The organism is Stenotrophomonas sp. FW305-C-20-S1 (genome assembly GCF_058783335.1).
In genome coordinates this window covers 1-24,568 of sequence record NZ_JBYTEK010000013.1, presented here as the reverse complement: position 1 = coordinate 24,568, position 24,568 = coordinate 1, and the positions used below count along the sequence as shown (strand labels likewise).

Below are 24,568 nucleotides of genomic sequence, written 5' to 3'. Positions count from 1 at the left end.
CGGCGCTACCATTACTGATCCAATGCCTGCCGCAGCGGAGCCAGGAACGCTGCGGCGCGCTGCGCCGCATCCTCGGTGGAGGTCGCTTCGGCCAGCACCGCCACCAGTGCGCTGCCGACCACCACGCCGTCGGCCTGGCGCGCCATGGCCGCCGCACTGGCTGCGTCCTTGATGCCGAAGCCGGCCACCACCGGCACGCTGGCCCTGGCCCGCAGCGCCTGCAGGCGTGCGCTGGCCGCGTCGCTGTCCAGTCGTTCCGAGGCGCCGGTGACCCCGGCAAAGCTGACGTAGTACAGATAGCCACGGGCCAGCGCCAGCAGCTTGTCGGCGCGTGCCTCGCTGGTGGTCGGCGATGCCAGCAGAACCAGCGCAAGGCCTGCAGCGTCGAAGGCCTGCTGGGCTTCGCCGGCCTCTTCCGGCGGCAGGTCGACCAGCAGCACGCCGTCCACGCCAGCCGCCACCGCCGCTTCGGCGAACGCCACGTAACCGTGGATCTCCACCGGGTTGAGATAGCCCATCAGCACCACCGGCGTCTGCGTGTCCTGTTGCCGGAACTGCGCCACCGCCTGCAGCACGTAACGGTTGCCGGCACCGCGCGCCAGCGCGCGCTCGGAGCTGAGCTGGATGGTCGGGCCGTCGGCCATCGGATCGGAGAACGGCACGCCCAGTTCGATCACATCGGCACCGGCCTGGACCAGCGCGTGCATGACCGGCACCGTGGCTTCCAGCGAGGGATCACCGGCGGTGATGAAGGGGATCAGGGCCTTGCGCTGCTGCTGGTGCAGGCGCTGGAAACAGTCATCGAGTCGGGAAACAGGCATCTCAGGCACATCCTTCAATCAGTTCAATCGCTTCGCTGGTCCCCCAGTACATCAGGATGACCTTCCCTTCAAACACTTCCAGGCGGATGCCCAGGTCGGAACCCGGATCCTGCCAGGTCAGGTACTCGCCCTGATCGCCGTCGTAGGCATGCGGGCTGGAGACCGGCGCGCCGGGGAACTGCGCCACCGCCTGCGCCCGCGTCATGCCGATGCGCAGTCCGAACGGACCCGGCTGGTCGACCGGCGCCTTGGCGTCCTCGCCCGGACCAAGATCGAAACGGACCACGCGGTCTTCGTCGGTCATCATCGACACGCCGGGCGGCAGCCCCTTCCCGTCGTAGTACTCGCAGCTGCCGCCGATGGCTTCGACCGCGCCCATTGCCTTCCACGGCCCGAAGGCCTTCAGGTCGCTCATGTGCTGGCCGATCAGCACCTCGCCGGCATGATCCAGCGCCACCGACGCCACGGCGGGCGCGTCATCGCTGGAGACCACAGCCAAGGCCGGTGGATCATCGATGGGCGTGCTCGCAATCGGGTCGACGTCATCGTTGGCCGCCATCGGCTGCGCCGGTTGCGCAGCAGCCTTGGCCGCCGGCGCCAGCACCGGCGGCTCCGGCGGTTGGCACGCGGCCAGGCCCAGCACCAGCAGCACGCCCGTACTGCGCATCAGTGCGCTCACAGCACCAGCCCTTCGCGCGCCGCGATGGTATGCACGTCCTTGTCGCCACGTCCTGACAGGTTGCACAGCACGATCTGGTCGCGCGGACGCCCGCGCGCGAGCTTCATCGCCTGCGCAAGCGCGTGGCTGGACTCCAGCGCCGGCAGGATGCCTTCGGTGTGGGCCAGCAGATGGAAGGCCTGCAGCGCCTCTTCGTCGGTGATGCCGACGTAGCGCGCACGGCCGCTGTCGGCCAGGAACGCATGCTCGGGGCCTACACCCGGGTAATCCAGGCCGGCCGACACCGAATGGGTCTCGATGATCTGGCCATCGTCGTCGCACAGCACATAGGTGCGGTTGCCGTGCAGCACGCCCGGGCGGCCGGCGGCAATGGAAGCTGCGTGGCGGCCGGTGTGGATGCCATCACCGGCCGCTTCAGCGCCGACGATCTCGACCTGGCGGTCGTTGAGGAAGGCATGGAACAGGCCGATCGCATTGCTGCCGCCGCCGACGCAGGCGGTGATCGCATCAGGCAGGCGACCGTACTCGGCCAGCATCTGCTCGCGTGCCTCGCGGCCGACGATGGCGTTGAAGTCGCGCACCATGCGCGGGTACGGGTCTGGACCCGCTACCGTGCCGATGATGTAGAAGGTGTCCTGCACGTTGGTGACCCAGTCGCGCATCGCTTCGTTGAGGGCGTCCTTCAGGGTGGCCGAGCCGGAGGTCACCGGCACCACCGTCGCCCCGAGCAGCTTCATGCGGTAGACGTTGATCTTCTGCCGCTCGATGTCGGTGGCGCCCATGTACACCACGCACTCCAGGCCCAGCCGCGCCGCGACGGTGGCACTGGCCACGCCATGCTGGCCGGCGCCGGTCTCGGCGATGATGCGCTTCTTGCCCATCCGCGCCGCCAGCAGCGCCTGGCCGATGGTGTTGTTGATCTTGTGCGCGCCGGTGTGGTTCAGGTCCTCGCGCTTGAGCAGGATCTGGGCGCCACCGACGTGGTCACTCAATCGTTCAGCATGGTAGATCGGGCTCGGCCGGCCCACGTAATGGGCCAGGTCGCGGTCATAGGCCAGCTGGAACGCCGGATCCTGGCGGGCCTGGTCATAGGCCTGGGCCAGTTCCTGCAGCGGGCCGACCAGGGTTTCGGCGACGAAGCTGCCACCGTAACGGCCGAAGTGGCCCTGGGCGTCAGGGAAGGCATGGAAATCGGCGATGGGAGAGTCAGGCATGGAGACGACCGGTCGTTCAGACAGGTGGATACTCTAGCGCACGGATTGTGCCCGGAAAATGGATATTATCTGGCCTATCCCGTCAGGAAATCTCACATGAGCACGTCACTGCTGCCGCCCTTGAATGCCCTGCGGGCGTTCGAGGCCACCGCACGCCTGGGCGGGGTCGGCCGCGCGGCCCAGGCGCTGCATGTGACCCATGGCGCGATCAGCCGGCAACTGAAGCTGCTGGAAGACCATCTGGGCCTGGCCCTGTTCCAGCGCGCGGGCCGCGGACTGCGCCTGACCGCCGCCGGCACCCGCCTTCAACAGGCCTGCAGCGAGGCGTTCGGCGGCATTGAAGACTGCGTGCGCGAACTGCGGCGGCCAAGCGCAGAGCCGGCCCTGGTGCTGGGCTGCAGCGGCAGCGTGCTGGCGCGCTGGATGATTCCGCGGCTGCCGGCACTGCAGGCTGCCCTGCCCGGCGTGCGCCTGCAGTGGTCGGCCCTGGATGGCAGTTTCACCGAGGCGCAGGCCACGCTGGATGCGGTGCTGCTGCTGGCACAGGGACCATGGCCGCGCGGCTGGCAGGTGCGCGAGCTGGCACCGGAACGGGTGGGTGTGGTGGTGGCGCCCTCGCACCCGGCGGCGCAACGGTTGCGCCATGTCCTCCCGTCGGCCTTGCTGCGGGAAACGCTGCTGCACACCAGTTCGCGCCCGCAGGCGTGGCCTGCATGGGCGCAGTCGCACGGGCTGGACCCGGCCCAGCTGCAGCTCGGCACCGGCTTCGAACACCTGTACTACCTGCTGGAAGCAGCGGTAGCGGGGCTGGGCCCGGCGATCGCGCCGGAGCCACTGGTGGCCGAGGATCTGGCAGCCGGGCGGCTGGTCGCGCCGTGGGGGTTCGCCGCGACCGGCGGGTTCTGGGTGCTGGCGCGGCCGGACGGCCCTGTCGATGCACGCGTGGACGCGTTGGCTGATTGGGCGGTAGCCCAGCTGAAGTGAAGATCGCCGCCACAAAGTGGCCGCCAGGGCAGGCAACCTCGCTTGACGTCGATTACATCCCGTCAGAAAACAGGTCGAGCACGTCAGCACTGACCCAGCCCTGCGCGCAGTTGCCAGCGTAGTATCCCGGCCCTGCCACGTGGCAGGCTTCGCTTCCCATTTCCTTCATGCCGCTGATGGGCCTGTCACCATAGGTCTCACACAACGCGCTGCCTTTGCACTTGCCGACCGTTGCGGCGGGAATGGCGACCACGTAATAGAAGAGCGGATTCTGTCCGGCACGACCGATGCCCTGTACGCAGACCAGCTGCCCTTTCGACAGCCTTGCGGTCGTCGAAACCCTGCTGCCGGTGCTCGGCACTGCGTCCAGGGTGTCCACGCCCTTATCCTCGGCAACGCCGGCGAAGAAGCCCTGTTCGCCACAGGCCGGGGAAAGCTCGACGTCGTAGAAATCACCGCTGTCGACGTCACCCGCCGTGCAGCCAGCGCCCTTGCTGGCGTCGCTGCATTTCACCCCGCTGGCCTGGATCAACGCGGCCAACCCGCTGTCGGCCGATGCTGATGCAGACACGGGTGCGGCCGTCGAAGCAGTGGCGGGCGCCGTTGCAATGGTTGGCGACGAAGTGGCCGGGCTCGACGATTCTCCGGCGGCGCACGCAGTCAGAGCGAGCAGCAAACCTGGAACAGCGGCGATGCGGGCCATGCGCGAACGGAGAAGGGGCATATCCATTTGCAACCTCATTGACGGCATGTCGCACCGCAGACGTCGCGCGATGGTGGAACGCGCACGGCTGGCACCCACCCGTGGCAGGTTGGGTGCATGGTGTCCGGCCAGATGCCTGGTGGATGTGGGGTGACCGTTACGACGCCGTCGGCGCCGCCAGGCGCTGCTGCAGGTCCTCGCGCAGGCGCGACAGCTCGACTTCGGCCTGCTGCCGCTGCTGCATGCCTTCGCGATGGATGCTGCGCACTTCCTCGACGGTAGCGATCAGCTGATCGTGAACGTGGCGCAGCGTGGCCACGTCGATCACGCCGCGCTGGTTGCTGCGTGCGGTGTCCACCGACGCCTGGCGCATCAGGTCGGCATTGCGTCGCATCAACTCATTGGTCGCATCGTCAATGGCATTGGCCAGTTCGGCGGCGTTCTTCTGTTCGCCCAGCGACAACTGGATCGCGAACTGGCGCTTCCACGAGGGGATGGTGATGTCGCGGACGGTGTTGAACTTCTCGATCAGCTGCAGCGCATTGGCCTGGATCAGGCGGATCATCGGCAGCGACTGGTCAGCCGCGTGCTGCATCAGCTGCAGGTCGGAGACGCGCTTCTCGATCAGGCGGATCGCATTGTCGATCTCGCTCTGGCGGATGCGCTGCTGCGGGTCATCGCTGCCCTGCCCCAGCAACTGCTCGGACTGCAGCTGGGCCAGGCGCTGCTTGCCGGCGGCGGCATACAGGCCCAGCGCATGACGCTCCTCGCGGACGATGTCATGCATGCGGTCGAAATCGCTTACCCGCTTGCCCATCAGCGCCTGTTGCGCACCCACGTCGCCGAGCAGCTGTTCGATCTGCGAATTGGTATCGCTGAACTTCTGCACCAGCTCGCCCTTGGAAGAACGCAGGCGATCGATCAGGCCACCGATCAACGGCACCTTCGAGCGCTGGGAAAAACCATCCAGCTTGAGCTCGCGCGCGATGCGCACCACTTCGCCGAGCTTCTCGCCGTTGGCGTCGAGGTCACGGTTGCGCACCTGGTCCAGCAGCTGGCTGGAGAAGGCCGTTGTGCGTGCGGCGGCCTCACGGCCGAACACCTGCAGGTTGCCCGGACGCAGGTCTTCCAGCTCGCGGCCGATTTCGGCGATGCGCGGCAGGTCGTCGCGGACCAGGCCGAGGGCCTTCAACGTGCTGTCATCAAGTTCAGGGGCGGGCGTGGTGGCGGGCACGAGCGTGCCGGAGTTCTGGCTGTCCTGGGTCATCGGGCAGTGTCCTTGCGGTGGATAAGCGGCAGCGGCGGCCGGCTCAGGGCAGTCTAGCCTGAGCAGCGGCTACTTCGTCGTCGATCTGGGCCTGCAGCGTGGCTGCCTGCTCGGCCTGTGCAGCCTGCGCCAGTGCCTGGCGCGCCAATGCGGCCTGGCGCCAGGCCGGCAGCAGGACATCGTGGATGCGGACGAAGCGCTGCAGCAGGGCTTCGTCCTGCTCCTGCAGCAGCCGCCACTGCCCGCTTTCGATGCGTCGCAGCGTGGCAAGCCGCTGCAGATGGTCCACGCGTGGGGCCAGCGCGACCTGCGCAGCTCCCTGCAGTGTCGCCAGCTGCGCGGCGCCGAACGTGGCCCAGGCCTCCAACGCGGCGGCAGCCGCATCGTTGTCATTGATGGCCCGGGCACGCTGCTGCACACGCTGCGCAAGACCCTGGGCCTGCTCGCGCGCCTGCAGCGCCAGCACGCCCAGCTGCGCCTGCAGCCCCTGCGCCTGTGCCTGGCGTTCAACGTCACGGCCGAGCAGGCGCCCCCACCAGCTCTCCTGCCGGCGCAGGCGCGCCGGATCGCTGGCCTGCAACGCCAATGCGATCCGCGCCAGCGCAGCCACCAGTCCCTCGCCTTCCGCGCCGGCCTGCAACGGTGCAGGCTCGGCCAATACCTGCAGCAAGTGGCTGCCGTACGCTGCCAGCGTGGCCACATCGGCGCGCGCCGGAAGCGTGGGTTCGGGCAGGGAGCGCACGCAGGTCACGGCAGTGGCGGCGGCCGTGGGCCGTCATCAGCCACCGTTTCCGGCGGCAATGATTCACCGTAGAAGTGGCGCATCAGCGCTTCGTCCAGCGCACGTTCTTCCGGAGTCGCTGCACGACGCACCCGCGGGCGACGACGCGTGTCGGTCGTGGCCACATCGGCAGTCACCTGCTGCCGGGCCCACCCGGCAAACGCCGCCAACGTCTGCGACAACTGCACCTGCTGTTCCTGCGAGGCGACCAGCAGCTGCAGCAGCGGTGCCAGACCAGCCTGCAGGTCTTCGGCCAATGGCGTGGCTGCGGCCTGCGGTACGGCGGCAGCCGGCGCGCTGGCCGGACGTGCATCGGCCAGGCGCTGCAGCGCTGCAAGCAGGGCGGGCCATGGCGCAGGCTCCGGTGCGACGGCCACCTCTGCCGGCGGTGGCGGTGGCAGCTGCAACGCACTGGCGATGTCGGCCAGCTGCGCGACCACGCGGCCACCGACATCACTGTCACCGGCCCCCATTGCCTTGTTGCGCAGGAAATCACGCTTGATCTGCGCCCAGCGTTGCGCGCGTTCTTCATCGAGCACGCCACGCAGCTCGGCCAGCTTCAGCAGATTCTCTTCGGCACCGGTGGTCAGCAGCTGCGCTTCGCCCAGGTAGTGGTCGGAGATCAGCTGCTGCAGCTCGTCGTCATTCATTACCGGCGAAATCTTCTCCGCCAGCTTGTTCATGTTGCGGTAGCTGCCCTGCAGGCGGAAGGGCGGCTCGGTGCGATAGCGGTCATCCTGGGCAGCGCTGGCGATGTACTGCTGGTTGACCTTGTAGACCACATCGCGGACCTGCAGCATGCGCTGCAGGGTGGCGGTGATCTCGTTGATCTCGGCGCCGCTGTAGGCGTGGCTCAGGCCGTTGGTGGACACATCCTTGCCCATCGCGCGGTCGACCAGCAGGTACAGGTCGGCCATCTCGCGCGTGGCCAGCGGCGCCAATACCGGGTTGGAGGTCAGGCTGTTCTCGATGTAGCTGAGCGTGAAGGCTGCTTCCATGCCACCGAGCACATCGCCCAGGTTGTAGATGTCGGCACGGTTGGCCAGCATGTCCGGAATCTTGAACACTTCGCCGGATTCGGTGTACGGGTTGCCGGCCATGACCACGCAGAACTTCTTGCCACGCATGTCGTAGGTGCGCGTACGGCCGCGCCATACGCCTTCGATGCGGCGCGTGCCATCGCACAGCGAGATGAACTTCTGCAGGAACTCGGGGTGCGTGTGCTGGATGTCATCGACATACAGCATGGTGTTGTTGCCCATCTCCAGCGCCAGGTTGAGCTTTTCCAGCTCCTGCCGCGAGGTGGCGTCCGGTGCCTGCTGCGGATCCAGCGACCGCACTTCGTGGCCCAGCGCCGGGCCGTTGATCTTCATGAAGACCAGGCCGAGGCGATGCGCCACGTACTCCATCAACGTGGTTTTGCCGTAGCCGGGCGGCGAGATCATCATCAGCAGGCCCATCAGGTCGCTGCGCTTGTTCTCGCCAACGGTACCCATCTGCTTGGCCAGGTTGTCGCCGATCACGCCGAGATATACGTCGTTGATCAGCTTGTTGCGCACGAAGGACGACAACGGCCGGGCCTTGAACTCCGACAGCCGCAGGGTTTCGCGTTCGCGACCGATGATGCCCTGGCGCACCGCCTGATAGGCATGGAAGGCCGGTACGAACGCCTGCAGGTGATGCTGCAGGCGTGCCAGGAAATCGTCCAGCGACACGGTCAGGCTGCCGTTGTGGATGCGGGCGTGTTCACCCAGCAGGCCGCTGACCTCCGCCTGCAGCGGTGCATCGCTGGCACGGGTGCGCAGCTGTCGCTGCACCAGCAGCAATGCCGCTGCTTCTTCGACATAGCCGGCATGCGCCGACTGTGCCGGCAGCCCGGCGAGCGCCCGCAGCCATTGCCCGGCCAATGCCCAACGCATGGCCAGCGGATCCTGCGAGCGCTGCAGCGCACGTTCAAGCGCATCACGCTGGCCCGCCTGCTCCAGTTGCTGCGACAGCGCGTCCAGCAATGCCTGCGCGTGCCGGCTGGTGCTGAACACCGGCTCGCCGGCCACCAGTTCTTCGCCCAGGTATGCCGCTGCTGCATCGGCGGCGGCGGCGTCGAACGGCAGTGCATGCGCGAGTGCATGGTCATGCAGCGCCTTGGCCATTTCCGCACGCAGGGCCTGGCGCCCCTCATCGGAACCGAACAGGCGCGCGATGGCCTCGGCACCAGCCTGCCGGCCGGGCCACTGCGCCACGGCTTCATCGCGTTGCCGCGCGGCCCAGAACAGCAGTGCCAACGCACGCACATGGGGCGAATGCCGCAGCGGTCCGGCGGCCTGCTGCAGCGGCAACAGCGCGCGCAGGATCAGGGCGGCGTCATGGTCATGGATACCGCGCTCGTAGCCCTCGCGGTAACGGGGCGCGGCAAAGGCGCGGACCCGCTGGTCCAGCGCTTCCGGTTCGGCCGCATCGTGCTGCAGCTGGGCCAGGTCCAGGCCATCGCGGCCCTCCTCCGCAGCCAGCAACAGGCACCCGGCCAGGTATTCGCCGCGGTAGATCGCTGCCGATTCCGAATCCAGGGTCACCGGCCAGAACGGCTTGAGCGCATCAAGCTCGGGATCGTGCAGGGTCTCCAGGAAATCGGTGCCGGTGAGGTGGATGGCAAGGGTTTCACCCCGTGGCAGCAGGGTCAGGTCCAGCGCCTGGGTGTTCACGCTGAATCGATGGCGCGGGCCAAGGCGGACCACGTTGCCGCCGGCCTCGTACAGGTCGCTGCGGTCGCGCAGCTGGCGCACGGCCTGGTCGCGCACGCCCTTCAGGCGCGCCTCGACATCGTCTGCCTTGACGTTGTCGCGCAGCGCACGCAGGCGCTCGGCCAGTTCACGCAGCTTGAGGATCAGCGGATCGCCGGCGAAGAACGCGTTGAGCTCGTCGGCCGTGCCGAACCGCTCGGTACGCTTTCCGAGGCCATCAAGGATGCGGTTGGCGGCATCGAGCACCGAGCGCGCCTTGCGCTGGCGATCATCCAGCAGGGCCTGCTTGTGCGTATCGAAGGCTTCGACCAGCTCTTCGCGCTTGCTCAGGATGTCGCCGAGGAACTGCTCGTGCTCGCCGAACTGGCTTTCCAGTTCTTCCAGCTGCACCAGCAGGCGCGACAACTGTTCGTCGGCCCGCTCAGGGTCGCTGGCCATCGCCAGCGCGCTGGTGATCGACTGCGAGAACAGGGCGAACTGGGCGGCGAACTGGGCCACGGCTTCGGCCGAACCCAGCGACTTGCGGCGCTGTTCGGCGCGTGCGCGTGCCTGGTTCAGGCGCCCGTACAGCAGCGAGATGGATTCGACGACGCGGGTGCGCGCGGTCGCATCGTCGACCTTCAGCCCGGCCATCAGCTCGGACAGCATGTCCAGATCGCCGGCCATGCCGCGCAGGCCGTCCAGCTGCTCATCCAGCTGGCGTGCACTGGCGGCCTGCTGTGCGGCGTCGTCCAGCGCCTGCATGCGGACGGTCAAGGGGGCCAGTGCTGCATCGCCGGCAAGGAAGGTACCGGTGGCGGCGCCGACACGGTCGTGCGCCTGCACAAGTTCGGCGGCCATCGCCTCGATGCGCGCGGTATCGATGTAGCGCAGTTCGCGGATGGTCAGCAGTCGACCGCGCAGTGCGGTGATCGCGTTGAGCGCTTCGACGAAGGCCTGCACCTCGTTCCAGTTTTCCGGCTGCAGCCGGCCCAGCAGCGCCTTGTGCGTGGCCTCTGCCTCAGCCATTGCCTGGGCCGACTGCTGGCGGATCGACTGCACCTTTTCGTATTCGTCCAGCACCGATTCGCCGGTGGCGCTGATCTGCCGCAGCAGGGCCTCGGCGCCATCGCAGGCCTCGTCACCCAGCCAATGATGCGCATCGAAAAGCCGCCGGGTGTCGGCGACCAGGCGCTGGTAGCGCTGCACCGATACATCCTGGCCGTCGATCTCGCGCGCCAGGTTGAACAGGTTGGAGATGCCGCGAACCAGCTCGGCGTTGCCGATGCGCCCCATGAAGGTATTGCCGGGCGGACGGCTGGCGGCGAACTCATCGCTGCTGAAGGGCGTCTGCCAGACCTGCATCGGATGGATGCGGGTTGGCTCGGTGCCTTCGGCATGGAACAGCACCATGCGCCCGTCCTGCATGAAGGCATAGCCGTGGCCGAACACGGGGTTCTGCAGCACGCGCTGGATGGTGTTGTAGACGAACAGCGCCGAACGCCCGCCTTCTCGCTCGTAGAAGATGTACAGCACGTCCTCGCCGTTGGGCGAACGGATGCTGCGCTTGAACTGCATGCCATCCATCGAGGCGTCGAACGCCTTGTGCTCGCCACCCTGCAGGTAATAGCCGCCGGGAAAGATGATGCCGTGGTCTTCGGGCAGCTGCACGCAGGCCTGGACGATGGCATCGTTGCGCACGATGTCGCCGGTAAGCGTGTTGTAGATCAGTCCGCGCCATTCGGTTTCGCGGTAGGGCAGCACTTTCAGCAGCACCAGCGACCCGACCCGGGCGAACTCGAACTGGGCATCGTCCAGCGACTGCGTGCTGTCCTCCACCGGTTCGCTGTAGATGCCCTGCCCGGTTTCGGTGTTGTTCTCCACCTTGATGGTGAGATCGCCACCGGTGGTTTCCACGAACAGGGTATCGAGGATGTTCAGATGCGAATGGCGGCCGTTGACGGCAAGGTCGCGCGTGGCGCGGGTCCATTCGAAATCGAAGGGTGGCGGCAAGGCGATGTCACGCTCGCCGCGCGCATCGAGATAGGTCAGTTCACCTTCGCGTGACAACGCCCAGCGGAACACGCGCACGTCGCTGCTGCGCTCACCGATCTGGAACGAGGCCAGCAGCTTGTCGCCCACCACGATCAGCTGCAGCAGGCGCGCATGCTTGTAGTAGGCGTACAGCTCGTTGAAGTCATGCACGAAGCCGGGCTGGTCGAGGAAACTGCCCCTCAGTTCAAGGGCAGCGACGTCGTAGCCATCAGCGCCCTGTACCAGCCGGTACAGACCGAACACATCTTCGATGCGGGTCTGGGTCTTGAGCCCGATGAACACGTTGTAGCCGAACAGCAGGCGATCCGGGCCGACCTGGACGATGTCGCGGCCGACACAGTTGTTCTCGCTGCGGATGCGGAAACGGCCGACCACCTCCAGGCGGCTGTCGCCGAACTCGGCCAGGCGCTGGCGGTTCAGCTGCTCGGCAACGGCCTGCAGGCGCTGGCCCAGTTCGCCGAGACGGCGCCGCAGGACTTCATAGGCGCCGCCCTTGGCTACGGCCTGGTCGACGGTATCGCCGGCAGCCTCTGGTGCGGCGGACTCGGTGGACGGTTTGGTTTCGGACATCAGCAGGTTTCCGGCTCACGGACGGCCGGCCGTCGATGCGGCCGGCACGGGTGGGCGATGGCCATGGCCATCGCCGGGTGGATCAGCGCGCGCTGTCGACCACGACGGTCGCCGCGACGGGCACGGTCTCTGCGTCCTCGGCGATCTGCCGCGGTGCATTGTCGGCCACGTTGACGCCCAGGTAGCGCTGCATCAGGTCCTGCACGATCGGACTCTTGCCGGCGAAGCCCTCGATCGACTTGCCCAGCGAAACCGCCTTGATCAGGTTCTCGAACATGCCGCCGTCGCCGCCAACCAGGTCGATGTCGGCGTTGCGCAGCGCGCTGGCGATGACGCCGGCGTTCTCGCGCGAAACTTCCTTGCCGGCTTCGATCGAGGCCAGCGCCTGCTTCAGGCTGTTGTCCAGCATCATGCGGAATTCTTCATGGCCGCGCGCCTGGTCGCTCAGCGAGGCGATGGCCTCGAACTTGCGGACCAGGCCCTCGGCCTCGGCCAGCAGCTTCTTCTGCACCACGCCGGCTTCGGCGTTGCCCAGCGATTCAGTGGCGGTGGCGCGGGCCAGGCCCATCTTCTCCTCGCCCTGTGCCTGTGCCTGCAGCGTCTCGGCCAGCACGCGCGCCTCGTTGCTGCCCTGCTTCAGGTTCGCTTCGGCCTTGGCTTCGATCACGCGCGCCTCGGCGATGCCGACCTTCTCGATGGCCAGCGCCGACGCTTCGCGTACCTGCGCTTCGGCCAGGCCGGGTGCGGCCTGCTCGGCGCGGAAGGCGTCGGCCAGCAGGCGCTTGGCCTCGGCCTGCTTGCCGGCGGCTTCGTGCTCGGCCTGCGCCAGCGTGGTCAGCTCCACCGCGCGATGCTTGGAGGCGGTCTCGCGGGCCTGGGCTTCCTTCACTTCGCGCACCAGCGATTCCTGCGCCTTCGCCTCGGCTTCCAGGATCAACACCTGCTTCTGGCGGTCGGCCTCGGAGACTTCGCGCACTTCCTTGATGCGCTCTTCTTCCTGCGCCACGGTCTTGTCGATGGAGATACGTTCGCGGGTGATGTTGGCCACGTCCATCTTGCCCTGCTCGACCACCTTGTCGCGCTCCACGCCCTGCAGCTGCACTTCGCGGTCGGTGGTGACCTGCTCCAGCTGGCGTGCGCGCTCGACGCGCTCGGCTTCGATGGCCACGGCGCGCTGGCGGTTCTGCTCGGCCACTTCAACTTCGCGCATGCGGTTCTGCTCGCGGATGTCGATCACCTGCTGCGCTTCGATGCGGGCGTTCTCGGACAGCTGGCGCTGCTCTTCCTGCACCTTGGCGGTCTCGGCTTCCTCGCGCGCACGGATGGTCTCGATCTCGCGCTTCTGCCGTGCCTCGGCTTCGGCCTGCTGCCGTTCAAGGGCCAGCAGTGCTTCGCGGGCTTCGACGTTCTTCTTGGTGATGGCCAGCTTCTCGTTCTGCTCCAGCTCGTTGGTCACCACGTTCTGCGCAGCGGTCAGCTCGGTGATCTTGCGGATGCCCTGCGCGTCGAGGATGTTGAACTGGTCCAGCAGCGACTTCGGGGTCTGCTCCAGGTAGTCGATGGCCACGTCTTCCAGCACATACCCATTGAGGTCGTTGCCGATCACCGCGATGATCTCGTCGCGGAATTCCTGGCGCTTCTCGAACAGCTCGGTGAAATCGAACTTCTTGCCGACCGTCTTCAGTGCTTCGGAGAACTTGGCGTTGAACAGCTCATCGACGGCATGCTTGTCCGACGCGCGGTCGGCGCCGATCGCCTTGGCCACGCGCAGTACGTCGGCCTGGGTCTCGTTGACGCGCAGGTAGAACGCCACGGCGATGTCGGCGCGCATGTTGTCGCGGCAGATCAGGCCTTCCTTGCCGCGGCGGTCGATCTGCAGGGTGATCAGGCTGATCCGCATCAGCTCGGCGCGGTACAGCACGGGAATGATCAGCGCACCGGTGAAATGCACTTTCGGGGTGGAACTCATGTCGTTGACGATCAGGGCCACGCCCTGGTCGACCTTGCGGTAGAACGCCTTGAACAGGCCCGCCACGCCGAGCAGGAGGGCGAGGACGCCGCCCACGATGATCAGGAAGGGGAGCACGGATGCCAACGTCATTGATGTTTCTCCTTGTTGCCCGGAAGCAGGTTGTCCTGGAAGTCGAGGGCGACCGCGTCGGCGCGGACCACCCGGTAATGGTGTTGTGCAGCCACGTGCTCGACCAGCACGATGCGCTCGCCGCGCTGCAGTTCGATGTCGCTGCGGATCTGCAGGACCAGGCCGGCACCGCCGTCATCGACGGTGGCATGGCCACTGCGTGCGTCGACCTTCGGCGAAGCGACCACGCCGACCCGGCCCAGCAGCGAGGCCTGCGGCACAGGGCGCAGGCGCAGCAGGAAGCGGCGGATGGGACGCAGCAGCAGCGCGGTGACCGGCACGGCCGGCAGGGGCGCAAGCACCGCCACGACGGTGCCCAATGACCAGCGCAGCAGGTCGGGCAACGGCAGCAGCAGGTACAGATGGATGAAGTAGGTGAGGGTCCAGGCGAACAGGCTCAGCAGCGTCACCACCACCATGAGCGGCACGCCGCCCAGGCCCCAGCGCGCCAGCAGCGCTGACAGGCCACTGAGATGGGCATCGCCTTCAAGGGCGCCATCGGCACCGGCCTCGCCGAAACCGTCATCGACCAGGCCAAAGGCGGCAATCCCCCAATACAGAACCGCCACCGCCAGCGCTACGCTGTACGGGAGGGTCGGATAACCGAGTACGACGGTTAGGAATTCCTGCATCGCTTGCCTTCCTGGGCGGGGGCGCCAGGCGCCCGTTCGGAGCACGCCACCAGCGGCTCCGTCGATCCTCGTGCCGGCCCTCATGGCCAGCACGCTTGGGGATCATCCTATGTGAAGAGGGTGTGCAGGCTCAAATGTGAAGACCGGACACCTCAGAAGTGACCGTGTCTCAATCCAGCACGGCGCAATCGGAGCGCCGGACTTCTTCGACGAACGTGCGCATCTTGTAGCCGTCCTTGATGCCCGGCTCCAGTTCGATGCCACTGGAGACATCCACGCCCCACGGCAGGGTCGCCAGCACGGCGTCATGCACGTTCTCCGGCGTCAGGCCTCCGGCCAGCAGGAACGGCCGGTGCAGGCCGGTGGGGATACGCGACCAGTCGAAGGCCACGCCGGTACCGCCGCCGCCGCCCGGCGCATGGCTGTCGAACAGGAAGCCGGCGGCGCTGGGGTAGCGCAGCTGCAGGGTGCGCGCATTGATCTCCTCGCGCCCGCCCATGGCGATCGCCTTCAGGTAAGGCATGTTGAAGCTGCGGCAGAAGCTCTCGTCTTCCTCGCCATGGAACTGCAGCAGGGTCGGCCGCACGGTACGCAGCACCTCGCGCACTTCTTCCCTGCTGTTGTTGCGGAACAGCGCCACCACGTCGACCATCGGTGCGATGGCCTGGCGCATCGCGCGCGCTTCGGCCGGCGCAACCCGGCGGCTGCTCTCGCGGGCGAAGATGAAGCCCACCGCATCCACGCCCAGCTCGCCGGCCAGGCGCACGTCGCCGGCACGGGTCATGCCACAGAACTTGATGCGGGTACGGTAGTAGGAGCGGCTCATAGCGTTACCTCGGCGGGCAGATGCCAGTTGTCGGGGTACAGCGGCCCCAGGAACACCAGTCCCTGCGGAGGAGCGGTGGGACCGGCCACGGTGCGGTCGCGCCCGGCCAGCAGTTCGGCGATCCACTCCACCGGCTGCTCGCCACTGCCGACCAGTATCAACGAACCGACGATATTGCGGACCATGTGATGAAGGAATGCATTGCCGCGCACCGCCACCTCGATGACGTCGTCGTGGCGGCTGACCTGCAGCGACTGCAGCTCTCGCCGGGCATGCAGGGCCTGGCACTGGACCGAGCGGAAGGCGCTGAAATCGTTCTCGCCCAACAGGGCCTGCCCGGCCAGGTGCATGCGCTCGGCATCGAGCGGGCGCCGCTCCCAGCTCAGGGTCTGCCGGCCCAGCGCCGGGCGCACTTCGCGATTGAGCAGGCGGTAGCGATAACGTCGTGCGCGGGCGGAGAAACGGGCATGGAAATCGTCGGCCACCGGCACGCACCAGCGCACGGCGATCGAACGCGGCAGGCGGGTGGTGGTGCCGAGCATCCACGCGCGCGGATCACGCGCCACGTCGGTGTCAAAGTGCACGACCTGGCACTGGCCGTGCACGCCGGCATCGGTGCGGCCGGCGCAGACCACCTGCAGCGGGGTATCGGCCACCGATGACAGGGCCTGTTCCAGGCTGGCCTGGACGCTGGGTCCGCCCTCGCCCAGGTTCTGCCAGCCCCTGAAATCGCTGCCGTCGTACTCGACGCCGAGCGCGTAACGCATGTGCTACCTCGATATTGCGGGTGGGGCGGCGCTCAGGCCGGGTCGCGCTCGGACCAGACCGCCAGTTCGTTGCCACCGGGCTCGACGAACTGGAAACGGCTGCCGCCAGGGAAAGAGAACACGGTCCGCACGATCTGACCACCGGCCGCGCGCACCGCCGCTTCCATCGGCGCCAGCTGGTCGGCATACAGCACCAGCAGTGGCGCGCCTTCGCTGGCACGTTGCGGTTGGCCACGGAAGAAGCCTCCCTGCAGGCGGCCATCATCGAAAGCGGTGTAGTCGCTGCCGTAATCGACAAACGACCAGCCGAACACGACCTCGAAGAACGCGCGGCTCGCAGCCGGGTCGCTCGAGGCGAATTCAACGTAGTCGAGACGGCGTTCGCGGGTCATCGCAGGTCCTTGTCGAAAGGGTGTCAGGGCAGACGGGCCAGCAGTTCGCGGGCCTGCGCCTGGCAATGCAGGTCACCCCCTTCGGCAACCTCCTGCAGCAGGGTGCGCGCGGTCTGCGCGTCGCCCAGGTCCAGATAGGCGATGGCCAGTTCCAGCCGCTCCTGGCCGATACGCGGTGCCCAGTCATGGCTATTGTCTGCAGCAGACCCGACGGCGTCCTCAGCGGCAGCACGGTCGTCGTGCAGGTCGACCGGTGCAGCCGTCTCATGCTCATGCGGTTCGGCCGGCAGATCGAACACACCGCGGAACTGCGGCTCCTGTTCGGCCTGCAGCGCGTATTCGGGCACGGCTACCTCGGCTGGCTCGATGGGCGCCACCGCAGCCGCGCCGGCAGGATCGTCCCAACGCGGCAGATCGTTCACCGCAGCAGGCAGTTCAACCCGTTCGTCTTCATCAAGCTCACCCGCCCGCCACTCGGCCGGCGAGGCATCCTCATGGATGTCCGCAGCCGGCACGTCATGGTCGGTGGCAGCCCAGGCCGGCATCGCCGGTTCCTGGCGTCCGCCATCGGCGGCGAAGTTCACCCCGGCGTCCTGTTCGGTCAGGGTGTCCAGCGCGGCACCTGCCGGCAGCGCTGCTGCCAGGCCGGCGGCATCGTGTTCCTCGCGCAGCGGCGGCAGCGGCGAGGGCTTGCGACGACGCAGCAGCCAGGCGCCCAGGGCAACCAGCACGAGCAGCGGCAGGCCCAGCCAGTACCACGGCGTGCCAGCGCCGGGCGCACCGGGCGCCTGGGCCAAACGCTGCTGCGCGGCGGCCAGGTCGTTGTCCTTCATCGCGATCAGTGACTGCTGCTGCTCCTTGAGCTTCTCCAGCTCCGCCACGCGCTGCTTCAGATCGCCGATTTCGGCATCGCGGGTGGCGATGTCCTCCTTGGCCTGGCGCAGTTGTTCGTTGCCCAGCATGTCACCCTCGCTGCCGGCACTGGTGCCGGTGGTTGTGCCCGCGTGCGCGGCGTCGGATGCCAGCGCCGGAGCGATTTCAAGTCGTGCCCCGGTGGCCGCAGCCGGGGAAGAAGCAGCGCCATCGGCCTTGGCCACCGGCATCGCGGCGCCAGCCGGCTGTGGCACGGTGCGTGCCTGCCGCCACTGTGCGGCATGCTCGCGGACCAGCGCGGCGGCCTCGGCCGCATCCACCGCGGCCAGTGCGGTATCGCCCGGCATGCGCAGTACCGCGCCCTGCTTGAGCAGGTTGACGTTGCCACGGATGAAGGCTTCGGGGTTGGCACGCAACAGCGCGATCATCGCCCGGTCGCGACTGATCTGATTGCCACGGGCCAGCGAGCCGGCGATCTGCGAAAGCGTCTGTCCGCGCTGCACGGTCACACTGCCGTCTGCAGCGAGCGCTGGTGCAGGTGCTGGCGCAGGTGACGCAGCCCGTGGACGCGGTGCAGCAGGTGCGGCGGCCGCCGTGACCGGTGCCGGCTCGGGTGCGGTTGCAGCGGCGGCAGGCGCATCACGGACGATGGTGTCCGACAGCACGCCGGCCGGCGCGACGATTTCCGGTTCGGCCACGGCCAGTGCACTGGCCGGTGCATCGACCAGCGCCGAGTACTCACGCACCAGCCGGCCCTGGCCCCAGTCGGCCTCGACCAGGAAGCTCAACGAGGGTGTTTCCACTGGCGTCTGCGAGGTCACCCGCACCACCGCCCTGCCCTGCGCATTGCGGGTCAGCTCGAACTGCAGTTCGCTGACCAGACCCGCCGGGCGCTGCAGGCCAACGCGCTCGAAGGTGACCGGCGAAGCGAGCGCGACGCGCAGGTTCTCAAGTTCGGACGGATCGGCCGAGATCACCGGGATCTCGGCCAGCAACGGCTGTCCCGGCTTGGACAGGACCCGGATGTCGCCCAGGCCCAGGGCCATGGCCGAACTGCTGACCAGGGCCAGCAGCGCGGCGGAAAGACAGGTGAGCGGACGCCGTGCGCCCTTGGCTCGTTTATTCATGGGCGACACTATAAAGCGTGCGGACCACGGTCCGCACCCACCGGGGAGGCGGACTGCGCTAGTGCCGGCCATTGGCCGGCAGGCACGGGCATGCACCGATAAGGCACTGCCGGCCAGCGGCCGGCACTACCGGTCATGCAACGGCAGGGATCAGCGCTTCTCGGCGGCGACCAGCTCGGCCAGCTGCACCGCGTTGAGGGCTGCGCCCTTGCGCACGTTGTCCGACACGATCCACAGGTTCAGGCCGCGCGGATGCGACAGGTCCTCGCGGATGCGGCCGACGTACACCGCGTCGGTGCCCGAGGCATGGGTGACCGGCGTCGGGTAGCCACCGGCCTCGTGACGATCCACCACCTCGATGCCCGGCGACTGTTCCAGCAGCGCGCGCGCTTCGGCCACGGTCACCTTGTCACGGGTTTCGATCGCCACCGATTCGGAGTGGCCATAGAACACCGGCACGCGCACCGCGGTCGGGTTCACGAGGATGCTGTCGTCGCCCAGGATCTTGCGGGTCTCCCAGACCAGCTTCATCTCTTCCTTGGTGAAGCCGTTGTCCAGGAAGTCGTCGATGTGCGGGATCAGGTTGAAGGCGATCTGCACCGGGAAACGCTGCGGATCGATTTCCTGGAAGCTCAGCAGCTGGCCGGTCTGCTTGCCCAGTTCTTCCAGTGCCGAACGGCCACCGCCGGATACCGACTGGTAGGTGGACACGTTGATGCGCTCGATGCCGTACTTGCGGTGCAGCGGTGCCAGCGCGACCAGCATCTGCATGGTCGAGCAGTTCGGGTTGGCGATGATGCCGCGCGGACGGTTGGCGACCTGGTCCGGATTGACCTCCGACACCACCAGCGGCACGTCATCGTCGTAACGGAAGGCCGAGGAGTTGTCGATCACCACCGCGCCAGCGGCAGCGAACTTCGGGGCGTATTCCTTGGACACGCTGCCACCGGCCGAGAACAGGGCGATGTCCACGCCACTCGGGTCGAAAGTGGCCAGGTCCTGGATCCTGACCTTGTTGCCGTTGTATTCGACTTCGCCGCCGGCCGAGCGCTCGGAAGCGAGCAGGCTCAGGGTGCCGACCGGGAAATCGCGCTCGGCCAGGATGGCCAGCATGGTCTCGCCGACCGCGCCGGTGGCACCGACGATGGCGACGTGGAAGCTGCGTTGTGCATTGCTCATGGGGGAACTCTCACGAAAACGGGAAGGGGGAAAACTCACGCACGACAGCTGGGTTCGGGGAGCCTCCTCGGATGGATGCGCGGAGGTTCCCTATCGTTTCCCGCTTTTTTTGTCCGAGGTCGCGCGCGCGGCAAGGGCCGCGTCGGCGTTGATCGCGCTCGGCATGCGCGATGGGCTGCCATCCAGGCCAAGCCCGGCCAGCAGATTGTCCACGGCCAGCTGCACCATGGCCGTACGCGTGGCCAGCGATGCGCTGCCGATATGCGGGGTCAGCACGATGTTGCGCAGGGCCAGCAGTTCCGGCCGCACGTTCGGTTCGCCTTCGTAGACATCCAGGCCGGCCGCCGCCAGGCGACCGTTGGCCAGTGCATCGGCCAACGCCAGTTCGTCGACGATGCCGCCGCGGGCGATGTTCACCAGGGTGGCAGACGGCTTCATCTTGGCCAGCGCGGCAGCGTCGATGATGTGGTGCGAGGCGGCGGTGTATGGCAACACGGTCAACAGATGGTCGGACTGCGCCAGCAGCGTGTCCAGATCCACGTAGGTCGCGCCGAGCGCGGCTTCGGTATCGGCCGGCAGCCGCGAACGGTTGTGGTAGAGCACCTTCATGCCAAAGCCGTGCGCGCCGCGACGGGCGATGCCCTGGCCGATGCGGCCCATGCCGAGGATGCCCAGCGTGCTGCCATGGATGTCGGCCCCCAGCATGGTCTGGAACGACCACTGCCCCCACTGGCCCTCGCGCAGCCAGCGCTCGGATTCGGTGATCCGGCGCGCGGTGGCCATCAACAGCGCAAAGCCGAGATCGGCGGTGGTCTCGGTGAGAACGTCCGGGGTGTTGCTGGCGAGAATGCCGGCGGCGCTGAGCGCGTCGACATCCAGATTGTTGTAGCCGACGCCGACATTGGCGATCACCTTCAACTGCGCGGCATCGGCGACCTGGGTCGCACCGATGCGCTCGTTGAGGGTGATGATCGCCCCGTCAACGTCCGCCAGCTGCGCGGCGATCTGCTGTGGCGACCAGGCGGTGACGGTATCGGTGGTGCGCAGCTGCACGCGATCGCGCAGCGGCGCGATGGCCGCGTCGATCAGCGGCTGGCTCACCCATACCGTCGGCCGCGTATCAGCCATCAAGCTGGCCGGGAATGCGCGGAGTGATGGTGCCGACATCGCCGCACTGCGCGCGGTGGCGCAGCGCCTGGTCCATCAGCACCAGGGCCATCATCGCCTCGGCGATGGGCGTGGCGCGGATGCCGACGCAGGGATCATGGCGGCCGGTGGTGACCACCTCCACCACATTGCCGGCCGTATCCAGCGATTCACCGGGCAGGCGCAGGCTGGAGGTCGGCTTGAGCACCATCGAAGCGACCACTGGCTGGCCGGTGGAGATACCACCGAGAATGCCGCCGGCATGGTTGCTGGCAAAACCCTGCGGGGTCAGCAGGTCACGGTGTTCGGTGCCCTTCTGCATGGCGCTGGCGAAACCGTCGCCGATCTCCACACCCTTCACCGCGTTGATGCTCATCAGTGCGGCCGCGAGCTCGCCATCAAGCTTGCCGTAGATCGGCTCGCCCCAGCCCGGCGGTACATTGTCGGCGACCACGTCCACGCAGGCACCGACCGAATCGCCGGACTTGCGCAGCGCATCCATGTACGCCTCCAGCTCGGGCACCTGTGCGGCGTGCGGCCAGAAGAACGGATTCTCCTCGATTACCGACCAGTCGAAACCGGCCGGAGTGATCTCGCCCAGCTGCGACAGGTAGCCGCGCACGGTGATGCCGAAACGCTCGGCCAGCCATTTCTTGGCGACCACGCCAGCAGCCACGCGCATGGTGGTCTCGCGCGCCGAGGAGCGGCCACCGCCGCGCGGGTCGCGGATGCCGTACTTGTGCCAGTAGCTGTAGTCGGCATGCCCCGGACGGAACTGCTGGCCGATGTTGCTGTAGTCCTTGCTGCGCTGGTCGGTGTTGCGGATCAGCAGCGCGATCGGGGTGCCGGTGGTCAGGCCCTCGTACACCCCGGACAGGATCTCGACCTCGTCGGCCTCGCGCCGCGCCGACGTATGCCGGCTCTTGCCGGTGGCGCGACGCTGCAGGTCATGGTTGAATTCGGCCGCGTCCAGCGCCAGCCCCGGCGGGCAGCCATCGATCACGCAGCCGATGGCCGGCCCGTGCGATTCGCCGAACGTGGTGACGGTGAACAGCTTGCCGAACGAATTGGAGCTCACGGGCGCTGCGCCGCCAGTTCGGTGATGCGCGCGCTGTGGGCGATCAGCTCGCGGCACTCGACCGCGAAGATGCCCATCTGGCCGACCTTGAATTCGACCCAGGCGAAATCCACTTCCGGCAGCAGCTTGATCAGGTGCTGTTCGGATTCGCCCACTTCACAGATCAGCAGGCCGTCCTCGCTCAGGTGCAGCGGCGCGTCGCGCAGGATCTTCAGCACCAGGTCCAGGCCGTCGTCGCCGGCACGCAGGCCCATCTCCGGCTCGTAGGAGTATTCCTGCGGCAGGGCGTCGGTCTCGTCGTTGGTGACGTACGGCGGGTTGGTGACGATCAGGTCGTAGTGGCGACCGGTCAGGCCGTTGAACAGGTCCGACTTCAGCAGGGTCACGTTGTGCGCCTGCAGGCGTTCCTTGTTCTCTTCGGCCAGTGACAGCGCCTCATCGCTGAGGTCCACGCCGTCCACTTCCCAGTTCGGGTAGTAGTGGCCCATGGCGATGGCGATGCAGCCCGAACCGGTGCACAGGTCCAGCGCGCGGTTGACATCGCGGCCGGCCAGCCACGGCTCGAAGCCGCACTCGATCAGCTCGGCGATCGGCGAACGCGGCACCAGCGCGCGCGTGTCGCTCTTGAAGCTGAGGCCGGCGAACCAGGCTTCACCGGTCAGGTAGGCGGCCGGGATGCGCTCGTCGATGCGGCGCTGGAACAGCTCCAGCACCGCCAGCTTCTCTTCGCGCAGCAGGCGCGCCTGGCCATAGGCCGGGCCGAGGTCGTGCGGCAGGTGCAGGCCGTGCAGCACCAGCTGGGTGGCCTCGTCCAGGGCATTGTCGTAGCTGTGCCCGAAGGTCAGGCCCGCAGCATTGAAACGGCTGGTGCCGTAGCGGATCAGATCGATGATCGTATGGAGTTCGGCGGCCGTTTCAGCGGTCATGGCGGTACTGCGGGCAAAGTGGCCCCCGATTATAGGGGTTGCCGCCTGCGCCGGCATCCGTTGCGGCAGAAACGATCCAGCCGCAGCCGGTATGATGGTGGCCACTTCCTGCGGCGGAATCCCATGTTCAATCGCAACGTCGGCATCATCCTGCTGATCGCCCTGGCGGCGGGCCTTGGCCTGCTCGCCGCCCAGCAGGTGTTCGCGCCGAAGCCGCCGGCCGGGCAGCCGGCCACCGAAGCGATCACCCTGTACCCGCAGCCGCGCGCCCTGCCCGACTACAACCTGGCCCAGTCCGACGGCACGCGGCTGATTCCCGGCGAACTGAAGGGCCACTGGACCCTGGTGTTCCTCGGCTTCACGTTCTGTCCCGACGTCTGCCCGACCACCCTGGCCGAGCTGGCCGGGGCGCAGAACCAGTGGGAAGCCCTGCCCGACGGCCTGCGCCCGCGCGTGCTGTTCGTCTCGGTCGACCCGGAGCGCGACACCGCCACGCGCCTGGGCGAGTACGCCCATGGCTTCCACAAGGACACCCTGGCGGCGACTGCCGACATCCCCTCGCTGGAGCGCTTTGCCACCTCGCTGGGCTTCGTGTTCCAGAAGGTGCCGGGCAAGCACTTCGACGAGAATCCCGAGGATTACACCCTCGAGCACTCCGCCAGCCTGGCCGTGCTCGATCCGCAGGGCCGGCTCGCCGGCCTGGTGCGGCCCCCGTTCAACGCGCCGGCGATCGCCCGCGACCTGCAGAAGCTGACCGAGAAATCCGCCCCATGAGTCTGACCACCGCCCTGACGTACGTCCTGCCCCACCGCCTGCTGTCCTCGATGGCGCGTTCGCTGGCGTACTCGGACAACCCGCGCGTATCGCGCTGGCTGATCGACACGGTCACCCGCAAGTTCAACGTCAACCTGGATGAAGCGGCCAATCCGGACCCGCGCAGCTACCCGACCTTCAACCAGTTCTTCACCCGCGCGCTGAAACCCGGCGCGCGCGTGGCCGATGCCGATCCGCGCAGCCTGGTGATGCCGGCGGACGGCCGCATCAGCCAGCTCGGAAAGATCGACGCCGGGCGCATCTTCCAGGCCAAGGGGCAGTCGTTCACCGCCGCCGAGCTGTTGGGCAGCGCCGAGGACGCCAAGCCGTTCAACGAGGGCCTGTATGCCACGGTGTACCTGTCGCCGCGCGACTACCACCGCGTGCACATGCCGTGGACCGGCACCCTGCGCGAAACCGTGCACGTGCCCGGTCGCCTGTTCAGCGTCGGCCCGGCCGCGGTGAACAACGTGCCTGGCCTGTTCGCACGCAACGAACGCCTGGTCTGCCATTTCGATACCAGCTTCGGCCCGATGGTCAGCGTGATGGTCGGTGCGCTGCTGGTGTCGGGCGTGGAAACGGTGTGGAGCGGCGAAGAGATTCCGCACTACGGCGACCGCATCACCCGCAAGGATTACCGGGGCCGCGGCATCACGCTGCAGCGCTTTGAAGAGATGGCGCGCTTCAATTACGGCTCGACCGTGATCGTGCTGCTGCCGCCGGGCGTGGCCGAATTCGCCCCGCACCTGGATGCCGAGCATCCGGTACAGCTGGGCCAGGCACTGGCCAAGCTGCGCTGATCCTGCGGTAGTGGGGGGGGGGGGGGGGGGGGGGGGGGGGGGGGGGGGGGGGGGGGGGGGGGGGGGGGGGGGGGGGGG

20 protein-coding genes are annotated in these 24,568 nt (G+C 67.7%); 3 read left to right on the top strand and 17 right to left on the bottom strand.

The genetic code is table 11. From position 1 onward, the window contains the following. Nucleotides 1-11: 11 nt before the first annotated feature. The 3 genes from trpA to trpB are packed head-to-tail and all read right to left on the bottom strand — an operon-like array spanning nt 12 to nt 2,714. Nucleotides 12-821 carry a tryptophan synthase subunit alpha gene (gene trpA, locus AC3WTC_RS09160; protein WP_080148359.1) on the bottom strand — a complete coding sequence of 270 codons (810 nt, stop codon included), beginning with the start codon at nt 819-821 and terminating at the stop codon, nt 12-14. A 1-nt stretch (nt 822) separates the two neighbouring features. Then, nucleotides 823-1,500 (bottom strand): hypothetical protein, encoded by a 678-nt coding sequence (locus tag AC3WTC_RS09155; RefSeq protein WP_059064710.1) that lies wholly within the window; start codon nt 1,498-1,500, stop codon nt 823-825. Continuing rightward, nucleotides 1,497-2,714: a tryptophan synthase subunit beta gene (gene trpB / locus AC3WTC_RS09150; protein WP_032975005.1), complete on the bottom strand. Its 1,218-nt coding sequence runs from the start codon at nt 2,712-2,714 to the stop codon at nt 1,497-1,499. The genes AC3WTC_RS09155 and trpB overlap by 4 nt, the downstream gene beginning before the upstream one ends. 96 nt (nt 2,715-2,810) lie before the next feature. Here trpB and AC3WTC_RS09145 point away from each other — a divergent pair, with 96 nt between their 5' ends. Beyond that, a complete protein-coding gene (locus tag AC3WTC_RS09145; RefSeq protein WP_080148358.1) occupies nt 2,811-3,698 on the top strand; it encodes a LysR family transcriptional regulator in 888 nt (295 codons plus the stop codon). Between the two features lie 52 nt (nt 3,699-3,750). Here AC3WTC_RS09145 and AC3WTC_RS09140 read toward each other — a convergent pair whose 3' ends face one another. From AC3WTC_RS09140 to prmB, 14 genes are all read right to left on the bottom strand, one after another. Then, nucleotides 3,751-4,428 carry a hypothetical protein gene (locus tag AC3WTC_RS09140; RefSeq protein ID WP_492711318.1) on the bottom strand — a complete coding sequence of 226 codons (678 nt, stop codon included), beginning with the start codon at nt 4,426-4,428 and terminating at the stop codon, nt 3,751-3,753. A gap of 130 nt (nt 4,429-4,558) precedes the next feature. Next, nucleotides 4,559-5,668, bottom strand: coding sequence for a toxic anion resistance protein (locus AC3WTC_RS09135; RefSeq protein ID WP_032975007.1), 1,110 nt, complete (start codon nt 5,666-5,668; stop codon nt 4,559-4,561). A 43-nt stretch (nt 5,669-5,711) separates the two neighbouring features. After that, the gene (locus AC3WTC_RS09130) at nt 5,712-6,410 is read right to left on the bottom strand and encodes a hypothetical protein (protein WP_227417145.1); all 699 of its coding nucleotides are present in this window, start codon (nt 6,408-6,410) and stop codon (nt 5,712-5,714) included. A 5-nt stretch (nt 6,411-6,415) separates the two neighbouring features. Next, nucleotides 6,416-11,791, bottom strand: coding sequence for a DNA repair ATPase (locus AC3WTC_RS09125; protein WP_492711317.1), 5,376 nt, complete (start codon nt 11,789-11,791; stop codon nt 6,416-6,418). An 82-nt stretch (nt 11,792-11,873) separates the two neighbouring features. Then, nucleotides 11,874-13,892, bottom strand: coding sequence for a flotillin family protein (locus AC3WTC_RS09120; protein WP_025876158.1), 2,019 nt, complete (start codon nt 13,890-13,892; stop codon nt 11,874-11,876). Then, nucleotides 13,889-14,563 (bottom strand): DUF1449 family protein, encoded by a 675-nt coding sequence (locus AC3WTC_RS09115; protein WP_032975011.1) that lies wholly within the window; start codon nt 14,561-14,563, stop codon nt 13,889-13,891. Before AC3WTC_RS09115 ends, AC3WTC_RS09120 begins: the two co-directional genes overlap by 4 nt. A gap of 169 nt (nt 14,564-14,732) precedes the next feature. Continuing rightward, nucleotides 14,733-15,389 carry a phosphoribosylanthranilate isomerase gene (locus AC3WTC_RS09110; protein WP_025876155.1) on the bottom strand — a complete coding sequence of 219 codons (657 nt, stop codon included), beginning with the start codon at nt 15,387-15,389 and terminating at the stop codon, nt 14,733-14,735. Next, nucleotides 15,386-16,156, bottom strand: a complete 771-nt coding sequence (gene truA, locus AC3WTC_RS09105) for a tRNA pseudouridine(38-40) synthase TruA (RefSeq protein ID WP_117310934.1) — start codon at nt 16,154-16,156, stop codon at nt 15,386-15,388. Before truA ends, AC3WTC_RS09110 begins: the two co-directional genes overlap by 4 nt. A gap of 32 nt (nt 16,157-16,188) precedes the next feature. Further along, the gene (locus tag AC3WTC_RS09100) at nt 16,189-16,548 is read right to left on the bottom strand and encodes a VOC family protein (protein WP_025876153.1); all 360 of its coding nucleotides are present in this window, start codon (nt 16,546-16,548) and stop codon (nt 16,189-16,191) included. Nucleotides 16,549-16,571: 23 nt separating this feature from the next. Continuing rightward, entirely contained in the window at nt 16,572-18,548 is a 1,977-nt protein-coding gene (locus tag AC3WTC_RS09095) for a FimV/HubP family polar landmark protein (protein ID WP_492711316.1), read from the bottom strand. Between the two features lie 150 nt (nt 18,549-18,698). Next, entirely contained in the window at nt 18,699-19,727 is a 1,029-nt protein-coding gene (locus AC3WTC_RS09090) for an aspartate-semialdehyde dehydrogenase (protein ID WP_025876149.1), read from the bottom strand. Between the two features lie 90 nt (nt 19,728-19,817). Then, nucleotides 19,818-20,855 (bottom strand): 2-hydroxyacid dehydrogenase, encoded by a 1,038-nt coding sequence (locus AC3WTC_RS09085; protein ID WP_312401300.1) that lies wholly within the window; start codon nt 20,853-20,855, stop codon nt 19,818-19,820. Further along, a complete protein-coding gene (aroC, locus tag AC3WTC_RS09080) occupies nt 20,848-21,951 on the bottom strand; it encodes a chorismate synthase (protein ID WP_346603569.1) in 1,104 nt (367 codons plus the stop codon). The genes AC3WTC_RS09085 and aroC overlap by 8 nt, the downstream gene beginning before the upstream one ends. Beyond that, a complete protein-coding gene (prmB, locus tag AC3WTC_RS09075) occupies nt 21,948-22,877 on the bottom strand; it encodes a 50S ribosomal protein L3 N(5)-glutamine methyltransferase (RefSeq protein ID WP_025876143.1) in 930 nt (309 codons plus the stop codon). The genes aroC and prmB overlap by 4 nt, the downstream gene beginning before the upstream one ends. Before the next feature lie 123 nt (nt 22,878-23,000). Between prmB and AC3WTC_RS09070 the strand changes: the two genes are divergently transcribed. Both AC3WTC_RS09070 and asd read left to right on the top strand, forming a co-directional pair. Next, on the top strand, nt 23,001-23,651 hold the full coding sequence (locus AC3WTC_RS09070; protein ID WP_025876141.1) for an SCO family protein: 651 nt from the start codon (nt 23,001-23,003) through the stop codon (nt 23,649-23,651). Then, nucleotides 23,648-24,490: an archaetidylserine decarboxylase gene (gene asd / locus AC3WTC_RS09065; RefSeq protein ID WP_025876139.1), complete on the top strand. Its 843-nt coding sequence runs from the start codon at nt 23,648-23,650 to the stop codon at nt 24,488-24,490. Before AC3WTC_RS09070 ends, asd begins: the two co-directional genes overlap by 4 nt. The last annotated feature ends 78 nt before the right edge of the window (nt 24,491-24,568 follow it).

What these genes read in the sequence shown, in the direction of transcription:
- trpA (WP_080148359.1), bottom strand. Translation starts at nt 821, where the DNA reads ATGCCTGTTTCCCGACTCGATGACTGTTTCCAGCGCCTGCACCAGCAG.
- trpB (WP_032975005.1), bottom strand. Translation starts at nt 2,714, where the DNA reads ATGCCTGACTCTCCCATCGCCGATTTCCATGCCTTCCCTGACGCCCAG.
- AC3WTC_RS09145 (WP_080148358.1), top strand. Translation starts at nt 2,811, where the DNA reads ATGAGCACGTCACTGCTGCCGCCCTTGAATGCCCTGCGGGCGTTCGAG.
- AC3WTC_RS09140 (WP_492711318.1), bottom strand. Translation starts at nt 4,428, where the DNA reads ATGGATATGCCCCTTCTCCGTTCGCGCATGGCCCGCATCGCCGCTGTT.
- AC3WTC_RS09135 (WP_032975007.1), bottom strand. Translation starts at nt 5,668, where the DNA reads ATGACCCAGGACAGCCAGAACTCCGGCACGCTCGTGCCCGCCACCACG.
- AC3WTC_RS09125 (WP_492711317.1), bottom strand. Translation starts at nt 11,791, where the DNA reads ATGTCCGAAACCAAACCGTCCACCGAGTCCGCCGCACCAGAGGCTGCC.
- AC3WTC_RS09120 (WP_025876158.1), bottom strand. Translation starts at nt 13,892, where the DNA reads ATGACGTTGGCATCCGTGCTCCCCTTCCTGATCATCGTGGGCGGCGTC.
- AC3WTC_RS09115 (WP_032975011.1), bottom strand. Translation starts at nt 14,563, where the DNA reads ATGCAGGAATTCCTAACCGTCGTACTCGGTTATCCGACCCTCCCGTAC.
- AC3WTC_RS09110 (WP_025876155.1), bottom strand. Translation starts at nt 15,389, where the DNA reads ATGAGCCGCTCCTACTACCGTACCCGCATCAAGTTCTGTGGCATGACC.
- truA (WP_117310934.1), bottom strand. Translation starts at nt 16,156, where the DNA reads ATGCGTTACGCGCTCGGCGTCGAGTACGACGGCAGCGATTTCAGGGGC.
- AC3WTC_RS09100 (WP_025876153.1), bottom strand. Translation starts at nt 16,548, where the DNA reads ATGACCCGCGAACGCCGTCTCGACTACGTTGAATTCGCCTCGAGCGAC.
- AC3WTC_RS09095 (WP_492711316.1), bottom strand. Translation starts at nt 18,548, where the DNA reads ATGAATAAACGAGCCAAGGGCGCACGGCGTCCGCTCACCTGTCTTTCC.
- AC3WTC_RS09090 (WP_025876149.1), bottom strand. Translation starts at nt 19,727, where the DNA reads ATGAGCAATGCACAACGCAGCTTCCACGTCGCCATCGTCGGTGCCACC.
- AC3WTC_RS09085 (WP_312401300.1), bottom strand. Translation starts at nt 20,855, where the DNA reads ATGGCTGATACGCGGCCGACGGTATGGGTGAGCCAGCCGCTGATCGAC.
- prmB (WP_025876143.1), bottom strand. Translation starts at nt 22,877, where the DNA reads ATGACCGCTGAAACGGCCGCCGAACTCCATACGATCATCGATCTGATC.
- AC3WTC_RS09070 (WP_025876141.1), top strand. Translation starts at nt 23,001, where the DNA reads ATGTTCAATCGCAACGTCGGCATCATCCTGCTGATCGCCCTGGCGGCG.
- asd (WP_025876139.1), top strand. Translation starts at nt 23,648, where the DNA reads ATGAGTCTGACCACCGCCCTGACGTACGTCCTGCCCCACCGCCTGCTG.